Raw genomic sequence first — 9,886 nt, 5'->3', positions numbered from 1 at the left:
CGCGGTCGTTGTCGCGGCGCTCGAAGGGACGGCCGCCACGGTCGTCACGGCGGTCGTCGCGGCGCTCGTCACGGCGGAAGCCGCCACGCTCACCGTCCCGCCGGTCGTCCCGGCGGAAACCGCGGTCGTTGTCGCGGCGCTCGAAGGGACGGCCGCCACGGTCGTCACGGCGGTCGTCGCGGCGCTCGTCACGGCGGAAGCCGCCACGCTCACCGTCGCGCCGGTCGTCACGCCGGTCACGGTTGAAACCGCCCCGGTCGTTGTCACGGCGCTCGAAGGAACGGGCACCACGGTCACGGTCGAAGGAGCGGCCACCACGGTCGCCCCGGTCGTCACGCCGCTCGCGACGCTCGTACGACGACGCGGCCGCCGTACGCTCCTCGCGCTCGGCCCGGTCCACGTCCTGCGCGGCCGGCTGCTCCGGCACCGAGACCTCGGCCACGGTCTGCGTCTCGGCCTGCGCCTCGGCGACCGCCGCCTCGGGGTCCTCGCCCCGCTCGCGGGCGACCCGCGCGACCAGCCGGTCGGCCTCCTCGCGCAGCTCGGTCGCACGACGCTGCGCCCGCTCCAGCTCCTTCGTGAGCTGGACGACCTCGCGCTCGGCCTGCTGGGCCGCGTTGCCCGCGGACTCGGCCTGGACCTCGGTCATGGAACGGGCGCCGGTGATCTCGGCGACCTCCGGGTCGAAGGCGCCGGCGCCCTGGATGATGTGCCGCCCGGCGTCCACGCCGGCGTCCTCCATCAGGCGGAAGATCTGGCGCCGCTGGTGCGGCAGGGAGAGCGAGACGACCGTGCCGGTGCGGCCGGCGCGGGCCGTACGGCCGGCCCGGTGCAGGTAGTCCTTGTGGTCGCCGGCCGGGTCGACGTTCAGGACGAGGTCGATGCCGTCGACGTGGATGCCACGGGCGGCGACGTCGGTCGCGACGAGCGCGTTGACGTAACCGTCCTTGAAGTCGGCCAGCGTCCGGGTCCGCGCGCCCTGCGTCATACCGCCGTGCAGCGCGTCCGCCTTCACACCGGCGTCGCGCAGCTGCTCGGCGATACGGTCGGCGCCCAGCTGGGTGCGGACGAAGATGATCGTGCGGCCCTTGCGGGAGGCGATCGCGGCGGTCACCGGCGCCTTGTCCTTGGGCTTCACGATCAGGATGTGGTGCGACATTGTCGTGACGTTGCCCTGGGCGCTGTCGACCTCGTGGGTGACCGGGTTGCTCAGGTAGCGCTTCACCAGCGTGGAGATCTCGTTCTCCATCGTGGCGGAGAACAGCATCCGCTGGCCGCCCGCCGGGACCTGGTCGAGCAGCTCGGTGACCTCGGGCAGGAAGCCCAGGTCGGACATCTGGTCGGCCTCGTCGAGAACGGCGATCCGCACGTCCTCGAGGGAGCAGGCGCCGCGGTTGATGATGTCGCGCAGCCGGCCCGGGGTGGCGACCAGGATGTCGACGCCCTTCTCCAGGGCGTAGATCTGGTTGCCCATGGACGTGCCGCCGCAGACGACCTTCATCTTCAGGCCGAGGACGTCGCCGTACGGCTGGAGCGCGTCGGCGACCTGCATGGCCAGCTCACGGGTGGGCGTCAGGATGACGGCGCGCGGACGGTGCTTCTCGGTGCGGCCGCCGGCCAGCGTGGCCAGGGTGGGCAGACCGAAGGAGAGGGTCTTGCCGGAGCCGGTGCGGCCCCGGCCGAGGATGTCCTTGCCGGCCAGGGCGTCCGGGATGGTCGCGGCCTGGATCGGGAAGGGGGTGGTCACGCCGTTCTGCGCCAGCTTGCGCACGACACCCTCGGGGAGACCGAGGTCCGCGAAGGTGACCTCGGGGGTGCTGGTCTCGTCGCCGGTCTCGGCCGCGACGGCGTCGATGTCCTCGACGTTCTCGGGCACGACGACGTGATCAGTACTGGAAATGGACATGCGAATGCGAAACCTTCCGGAGTCTCTTCGGCACGCGCCCGTCAACTCCGTGAGTCGCATTACGACCGCCTCTATGCGGTCCGCCACGGCAAGGGAGAGTACGCGCCACACGGCGCGCTCTGCGTTGGCGCCGGGCAAATGGGATCAAACGATCTACCACCATACGCACCCTCCACCCCTGCTGGCAAACCGAGACCCGTAGACGTACGTCACACCGGCCTTCGGGGGGCCGGGCCGACGCCCCCGGCCCTCGCGTCGGCCTCCTCAGGCCGGCGCCCCCGCCTGCGGCGCCGGCTCCCGCTGGGCGAGCTGCGGACCGGTCTCCGCATGGGCGGAGGACGACGGTTCGGCGGACGCCGGCGGAGTGGGGGGCGGCGCGGAGGAGGCCGGCGGATCGGGCGTGGGCGGCGGGGTCGGGGTGGGCGTGGGCTGCGCCGGAGGCGGCACCGGATCGCCGGGCTTGACGGTCTTCCCGGGCTCGGCCGGCGCCGGCGTACCGCTGGCGGCCGGCGCCCCGGACGGCGTGGCCGTCTGCGACGCCGACTTCTCCGGCTTGGCCTTCCCGCCGTGCTCGTGCTTGCCGTCGCCCGCCTGGCCGCCGAACCCGCCGACCCCGGCCGACACCGCCGAACCCCCGGCGGGGGTCTCACCGCCGCGCTGCCCCGCCGAATGCGACGGCCTGGCCGGACCGGCGTCGTCACCCACGTTCACACAGCCGGAGGCGGCGGCCAGGACCAGCGCCGTGGCGGCCAGACGGACGGGTACGGACAAGGGGGGCACGGCGGCCACCTCCAGGGGTGGATGAAGGAGTCAACCTGCCCAACTCCCGCTGCCCGCAAGAGGACACGCGCGCCGGCTATCCGTATCCGAGCGCGTGCAGCCGGGCGTCGTCGATGCCGAAGTGGTGTGCGATCTCGTGCACCACGGTGACCTCGGTCTCCGCCACCACGTCCGCCCGCGTCTCGCACATCCGCAGCGTCGGACCCCGGTAGACGGTGATCCGGTCCGGCAGCACACCGGCGTACCACTCGCCCCGGTCGGTCAGCGGGGTCCCCTCGTAGAGGCCGAGCAGCTCGGGATCGCCCGCGGGCGGTTCGTCCTCGACGAACACCGCGACGTTGTCCATCAGCCGCGTCAGCTCCGGAGGGATCCGGTCCAGCGCCTCGGCGACCAGTTCCTCGAACTCCTCGCGCGTCATCTCCAGCACACGCTCATTGTCCGGTACCCGCGCCGCATATCCACCGGGGCACTTGGGCATACGGGACCAATGGCCCGCGTCCCCCTCGCAGCCCTGAACCGCAAGCCGAACCGAACCGCGCGCCGCACCCGCGAGCCCGCCCTGCCCCAGCTCGAACTGTCCGCCCGTCCCCACCCCTGGCTCCGCGCCCTCGGTCTGACCGCCGTGGTCGTCGTCGGCGCCTGGCTCGGACTGCTGATCGTGGGGAACGTACGGACCCCGGTCGGCCCCATGAACACCACGATGGCGCTGCGCCCGTCCCTGACCGGCGGCACGAAGATCAACGTCTCCCCGCTGGGCGCGCTGACCCTGGACAGCCATGTCGCCCCCGTCCGCCTGGACGTCAACGTCGACCAGCTCGACCCGATGCGCTCACAGGCCCTGGTCGACCACCCCGAACGCATCTCCGGCCTCCAGGACGAGGTCGTCCGGGACGTCGAGCACGGCACGCTCGACCTGGCCGTACGCTCCTGCGTCGCCGTGGTCTCCGGGGCGACGGCCCTCGGCCTCGCGGTCTACCGACGGCCGCGCCGCGCCCTGGCGGCCGGCGGACTCGCGCTCACCCTCCTCGCGGCCTCGGGGGCGACGGCGTACGCCACCTGGAACCCCAAGTCGGTCCTGGAGCCGAAATTCTCCGGCCTGCTCTCCTCCGCGCCGTCCCTGGTGGGCAACGCCCGCAACATCGTCACGGAGTTCGACGTCTACCAGAAGGAGCTGGCACGCCTGGTGACGAACGTGACCAGGCTCTACGACGTCACCTCCACGCTCCCCGCCTACCAGCCGGACCCCACCACCCTGCGCGTCCTGCACGTCTCCGACATCCACCTGAACCCGGCGAGCTGGAAGATCATCGCCTCGCTGGTGGAGCAGTACAAGGTGAACGTGATCGTCGACTCGGGCGACACGATGGACCACGGCACGGCGGCGGAGAACGCCTTCCTGGACCCGATCGCCGGCCTGGGCGTGCCCTACGTCTGGGTCCGGGGCAACCACGACTCCCGGGTCACCCAGCGCTATCTGGAGCGGATGAAGAACGTGCACGTCCTGGACGACGGCCGGGCCCAGACCGTCGGGGGCCTGCGTTTCGCGGGCATCGGCGATCCGCAGTTCACGCCCGACCGCTCGGTCGTCCCCGGCGGCGACAAGGCGGAGACGCTGGCCGGCGACCGGCTGGCCTCGGCCCTGCACGACCAGAAGACCGCGGGGACCCCGGTCGACATCGCCGTCGCCCACGAACCGGACGCGGCCCGCGAGACGGACGGCGAGGTGCCGCTGGTCCTGTGCGGGCACCTGCACCACGAGGGGAACGAGATCCTGAAGTACGGCACCCGGCTGCGCATGGAGGGCTCCACGGGCGGCAGCGGGCTGCGGGCCGTCGAGCACCAGTACCCGGCTCCGATCGAGGCCTCGATCCTCTACTTCGACCGGGGCACCCGTCGTCTCCAGGCCTGGGACGAGATCAGACTGGGCGGCCTGGGCCTGACCACGGCCGAGGTCAGCCGCCACCTCCCGAAGGAGAACGAGCCGGGCGCCACACCGGCCCCGTCCGCCCCCGCAACCCCTTCGAAGACCGCGTCCACCCCGGGGCCGTAAACCGTTTTGGCGATACTCCCCGCCATCCCATATGCTTCTCACGTCCCCGACGCGCTGAGAAGCGCCCAGGCGGGCCGATAGCCCTCATCGTCTAGCGGCCTAGGACGCCGCCCTTTCAAGGCGGTAGCACGGGTTCGAATCCCGTTGGGGGCACGCAAGATCGTGTGCGACACTGTTGCACACAAAGCTTGGTCCTGTGGAGCAGTTTGGAGTGCTCGCCACCCTGTCAAGGTGGAGGCCGCGGGTTCAAATCCCGTCAGGACCGCTGGGGTTTTGTTTCACGTGAAACCCCGTGGCTGGGTAGCTCAGTTGGTACGAGCGATCGCCTGAAAAGCGATAGGTCGCCGGTTCGACCCCGGCCCCAGCCACAGCCAGAAGGCCCCGTTCACCAGGACGGGGCCTTCGTCGTATACACGCGCACGCCGGTGGCGGAGGGGGAAGCGGTGGGGGACGACAGCAGGTACCTCGGTGACTTCCGGGGCTTCGACATCGCGCGCCGCGGTTACGACCGGGCCCAGGTGGACGCCTACCTGCACGCCCTCGCCTCCGGTACGGCACCGCAGGCCCCGCCCGCCTTCGACATCGTCCGGCGCGGGTACGACCGGGCGCAGGTGGACGCCAGGGTGGCTGAGCTGCGCGGGTGACCGAGGACGCCAGGTTGCTTGGCACCGGCGCCGGGCGGCGATACGTTCGGCCCGGTCAGCTCAGTCGTGGTCGTTGAGGGGGTCGGGGGACGATGAGCCAGGACGAGACCAAGGCCATCCGGGATGTGGGGCTGGAGAAGGACCGGGCGCGCTACGGACTGCTCGCGGTGGTCATCAGCAACCTCGCCATCGCCGGGGCCGCGATCTTCGGGGTGTGGCGGCTCGGTGCGGACAAGTCGGTGATCGTGGGTGTGCTGACCGCCGCCTTCACCGCCATGAGCAGCATGACGACCGCCTACCTGGGCATCAAGGCCGTCTCCAACACCGCCCGGTCGATCGCGCTCGGGGACGGCGCCGCACGGCACCGGGAGTCGCCGGCCACCCCGCCCCCGGCGGCGCCGCCGGCCCAGCCCGCGCCCTGAGACCGCCCGCTCCGGCAGGGCCGCTGAGACGGCCGGAAGCAATTCGTTCGCCAGCGATTTCCCCGAGGTGAGATCCTGGACCGCGTATGTCTACGCATCCAGCCCCCGCCCTCGGCACCCTCGCCTCCCGCCTGACCGAACTGACGCTGCGCGACGCGCACCGGCTCGGGCGCAGGCTCGAGGGCGCGCGCAAGATCCGTAAGCCGGAGGCCCGCGCCGCCGTCCTCGCCGAGATCGAGGCCGAGGTCGGCAAGGCCGAGGCACGGATGGACGAGCGCCGCGCCCGTGTGCCCGCCGTCAGCTACCCCGAACAGCTGCCCGTCAGCCAGAAGAAGGACGAGATCGCGGCCGCCATCCGTGATCACCAGGTCGTCATCGTCGCCGGTGAGACCGGGTCCGGGAAGACCACCCAGATCCCGAAGATCTGTATGGAACTGGGCCGGGGCGTGCGCGGGATGATCGGGCACACCCAGCCCCGCCGGATCGCGGCGCGCACCGTCGCCGAGCGGGTCGCCGAGGAGCTGGACACGCCCCTCGGCGAGGCCGTCGGCTGGAAGGTCCGCTTCACCGACCAGGTGAACCCGGAGGCCACCTTCGTCAAGCTGATGACGGACGGCATCCTGCTCGCCGAGATCCAGACCGACCGCGAGCTGCGCGCCTACGACACGATCATCATCGACGAGGCGCACGAGCGGTCCCTGAACATCGACTTCCTGCTCGGCTACCTGGCCCAGCTGCTGCCCAAGCGGCCGGACCTGAAGGTCGTCATCACCTCGGCCACCATCGACCCCGAGCGCTTCTCCCGGCACTTCGGCGACGCGCCGATCGTCGAGGTCAGCGGGCGGACGTATCCGGTGGAGGTGCGCTACCGGCCGCTGCTCGAAGAGGACTCCGAGGACACCGACCGGGACCAGATCACCGCGATCACGGACGCCGTCGAGGAGCTGATGGCGGAGGGCAAGGGAGACATCCTCGTCTTCCTCTCCGGCGAACGGGAGATCCGCGACACCGCCGACGCCCTCACCAGGAAGCAGTACCGCTTCACGGAGGTCCTGCCGCTCTACGCCCGGCTCTCGCACGCCGAGCAGCACCGTGTCTTCCAGCCGCACACCGGCCGCAGGATCGTTCTGGCGACCAACGTCGCCGAGACCTCGCTGACCGTCCCCGGTATCAAGTACGTCATCGACCCCGGCTTCGCCCGCATCAGCCGCTACAGCCACCGCACCAAGGTCCAGCGGCTGCCCATCGAGCCGGTCAGCCAGGCCAGCGCCAACCAGCGCAAGGGCCGCTGCGGCCGTACGTCCGACGGCATCTGCATCCGTCTGTACTCCGAGGACGACTTCGTCGCCCGGCCGGAGTTCACGGACGCGGAGATCCTGCGGACGAACCTGGCCTCCGTCATCCTGCAGATGACCGCCGCCGGCCTCGGCGACATCGAGAAGTTCCCCTTCATCGACCCGCCGGACCACCGCAACATCCGTGACGGCGTGCAGCTGCTGCAGGAGCTGCACGCCCTGGACCCGGCCCAGAAGGACCCGCGCAAGCGTCTGACGGACACCGGCCGCAAGCTCGCCCAGCTGCCCGTCGACCCCCGTCTGGCCCGGATGGTCCTGGAGGCCGAGAAGAACGGCTGCGTCCGCGAGGTCATGGTGATCGCCGCCGCGCTGTCCATCCAGGACCCGCGCGAGCGCCCGGCCGACAAGCAGACCCAGGCCGACCAGCAGCACGCCCGCTTCAAGGACGAGACCAGCGACTTCCTGGCCTACCTCAACCTGTGGCGGTACGTGCGCGAGCAGCAGAAGGAGCGCGGCTCGTCCTCCTTCCGCCGGATGTGCAAGCAGGAGTACCTGAACTTCCTGCGCATCCGCGAGTGGCAGGACATCTACACCCAGCTGCGCACGGTCGCCAAGCAGATGGGCATCCACCTCAACGACGAGGACGCCCCCGACGACCGTATCCATGTCTCTCTCCTCGCTGGTTTGCTCTCGCACATCGGCATGAAGGACGTCAAGGACGGCGCGAAGAACGAGTACCTGGGCGCGCGCAACGCCAAGTTCGCGGTCTTCCCCGGCTCGGCGCTGTTCCGGAAGCAGCCGAGGTTCGTGATGTCGGCGGAGCTGGTGGAGACGAGCCGTCTGTGGGCCCGCGTCAACGCGAAGATCGAACCCGAGTGGGTCGAGCCGCTGGCCGGGCATCTGCTCAAGCGGACGTACAGCGAGCCGCACTGGGAGAAGGACCAGGCGGCCGTGATGGCGTACGAGAAGGTCACGCTCTACGGCGTACCGATCGTCGCCGACCGGAAGGTGAACTACGGCCGGATCGACCCGGAGGCCAGCCGCGAGCTGTTCATCCGCAACGCGCTCGTCGAGGGCGACTGGCGCACCCACCACAAGTTCTTCGCCGACAACCGCAAACTGCTGAGCGAAGTCGAGGAGTTGGAGCACCGCGCCCGGCGCCGGGACATCGTGGTCGACGACGAGACGCTCTTCGACTTCTACGACCAGCGGGTGCCCGACCACGTCGTATCCGGCGCCCACTTCGACTCGTGGTGGAAGCACAAGCGGCACGAGACGCCCGACTTCCTGGATTTCGAGCGGGCGATGCTCATCCGGGAGACGGCGGGGGCGGTCACCAAGGCGGACTATCCGGACTCCTGGCGGCAGGGGCCGCTCACCTTCCGCGTGACGTACCAGTTCGAGCCGGGCGCGGACGCGGACGGTGTGACCGTGCACGTCCCGCTGCAGGTCCTCAACCAGGTCACGGACGAGGGCTTCGACTGGCAGATCCCGGGCCTGAGGGAAGAGGTCGTCACGGAGCTGATCCGCTCCCTGCCCAAGCCGATCCGCCGCCACTACGTGCCCGCGCCGAACTACGCGAAGGCGTTTCTGGACCGAGCGGTCCCGCTGCAGGAGCCGCTGACCACGACCATGGCGCGCGAGCTGAAGCGCATGGTGGGGGTGCCGTTCGAGGCGGAGGACTTCGACTGGGCGAAGGTCCCGGACCATCTGAAGATCACTTTCCGGATCGTCGACGAGCGGCGCCGCAAGCTGGCCGAGGACAAGGATCTGGAGGTGCTGAAGCTGCGTCTGAAGCCGAAGGCGCGCCAGGCCCTGTCGCAGGCGGCGGCCGCGACCGCGTCCCGGCAGGGCGGGGAGTCCCTGGAGCGCGGGGGCCTGACGGACTGGACGGTCGGCAGCCTCACCAGGGTCTTCGAGACGCGCCGGGCCGGTCAGCCGGTGAAGGCGTATCCGGCGCTGGTCGACGACGGCGACACGGTCTCGGTCCGTCTCTTCGACACGGAGGCCGAGCAGGCGGAGGCCATGTGGAAGGGCACCCGCCGGCTGATCCTGCGCAACATCCCGGTGAACCCGGCGAAGTTCGCGTCCGAGAGGCTGACGAACGCGCAGAAGCTCGCTCTGTCCGCGAACCCGCACGGCTCCGTCCAGGCGCTCTTCGACGACTGCGCCATGGCGGCGGCGGACAAGCTGATCGCGGACTTCGGCGGACCGGTGTGGGACGAGGAGTCGTACCGGAAGCTGTACGACAAGGTGCGTGCGGAGATCGTGGACACGACGGTCCGTACGGTCGGGCAGGTGCAGCAGGTGCTGGCCGCCTGGCAGGCCTGTGAGCGCCGTCTGAAGACGGTGCGCAGTCCGGTGCTGCTGCGAAACCTGACGGACGTGCGTACGCAGCTGGACGCACTCGTGAAGCCCGGTTTCGTGACGTGGGCGGGGATACGCCGGCTGCCGGACCTGATGCGGTACCTGGTCGCGGCGGACCGGCGCCTGCAGCAGATGCCGACCGGGGTGCAGCGGGACACCACGCGCATGGAGAAGGTGCACGAGATGCAGGACGAGTACGCCTGGCTCCTGGAGCAGCTGCCCCAGGGGCGCCCGGTGCCCTCGTCGGTCCTGGACATCCGCTGGATGATCGAGGAGCTGCGGGTCAGCTACTTCGCCCACGCGCTGGGCACGGCGTACCCCGTCTCCGACAAGCGGATCGTGAAGGCGATCGACGCGGCCGCACCGTAACTGCACGTACACGCTGGGTGAGTTCGACCGTGGGGCTCACCCTCCTGTACAGT

At 70.6% G+C, this 9,886-nt stretch carries 7 protein-coding genes and 3 tRNA genes; 7 read left to right on the top strand and 3 right to left on the bottom strand.

What is annotated here, in order from left to right; all coding sequences use genetic code 11:
* From ACFYMM_RS33175 to ACFYMM_RS33165, 3 genes are all read right to left on the bottom strand, one after another.
* The coding region (locus ACFYMM_RS33175; protein WP_388393405.1) for a DEAD/DEAH box helicase at nt 1-1,906 on the bottom strand (1,906 nt) is incomplete at its 3' end.
* Between the two features lie 264 nt (nt 1,907-2,170).
* Complete coding sequence (locus tag ACFYMM_RS33170; RefSeq protein WP_388393402.1) at nt 2,171-2,686, bottom strand: hypothetical protein; 516 nt, start codon at nt 2,684-2,686, stop codon at nt 2,171-2,173.
* A gap of 76 nt (nt 2,687-2,762) precedes the next feature.
* Nucleotides 2,763-3,113, bottom strand: a complete 351-nt coding sequence (locus ACFYMM_RS33165) for a metallopeptidase family protein (protein ID WP_388393400.1) — start codon at nt 3,111-3,113, stop codon at nt 2,763-2,765.
* 60 nt (nt 3,114-3,173) lie between these two features.
* Here ACFYMM_RS33165 and ACFYMM_RS33160 point away from each other — a divergent pair, with 60 nt between their 5' ends.
* From ACFYMM_RS33160 to hrpA, 7 genes are all read left to right on the top strand, one after another.
* Nucleotides 3,174-4,736, top strand: coding sequence for a metallophosphoesterase (locus ACFYMM_RS33160; RefSeq protein WP_388393398.1), 1,563 nt, complete (start codon nt 3,174-3,176; stop codon nt 4,734-4,736).
* A gap of 80 nt (nt 4,737-4,816) precedes the next feature.
* Nucleotides 4,817-4,889, top strand: a tRNA-Glu gene (locus ACFYMM_RS33155).
* A gap of 37 nt (nt 4,890-4,926) precedes the next feature.
* A tRNA-Asp gene (locus ACFYMM_RS33150) sits at nt 4,927-5,001 on the top strand.
* A 29-nt stretch (nt 5,002-5,030) separates the two neighbouring features.
* Nucleotides 5,031-5,104: transfer RNA gene (locus tag ACFYMM_RS33145), tRNA-Phe, on the top strand.
* Between the two features lie 75 nt (nt 5,105-5,179).
* Nucleotides 5,180-5,380 (top strand): DivIVA domain-containing protein, encoded by a 201-nt coding sequence (locus tag ACFYMM_RS33140; protein WP_388393396.1) that lies wholly within the window; start codon nt 5,180-5,182, stop codon nt 5,378-5,380.
* A 92-nt stretch (nt 5,381-5,472) separates the two neighbouring features.
* The gene (locus ACFYMM_RS33135) at nt 5,473-5,802 is read left to right on the top strand and encodes a hypothetical protein (protein ID WP_388393393.1); all 330 of its coding nucleotides are present in this window, start codon (nt 5,473-5,475) and stop codon (nt 5,800-5,802) included.
* Between the two features lie 86 nt (nt 5,803-5,888).
* A complete protein-coding gene (hrpA, locus tag ACFYMM_RS33130; protein ID WP_388393391.1) occupies nt 5,889-9,833 on the top strand; it encodes an ATP-dependent RNA helicase HrpA in 3,945 nt (1,314 codons plus the stop codon).
* The last annotated feature ends 53 nt before the right edge of the window (nt 9,834-9,886 follow it).

Origin of the sequence: Streptomyces sp. NPDC006739, from assembly GCF_042869815.1 — a bacterium.
GTDB lineage: Bacteria > Actinomycetota > Actinomycetes > Streptomycetales > Streptomycetaceae > Streptomyces.
The sequence above is the reverse complement of the archived record's forward strand: the minus strand, read 5'-3'. Positions and strand labels throughout refer to the sequence as shown.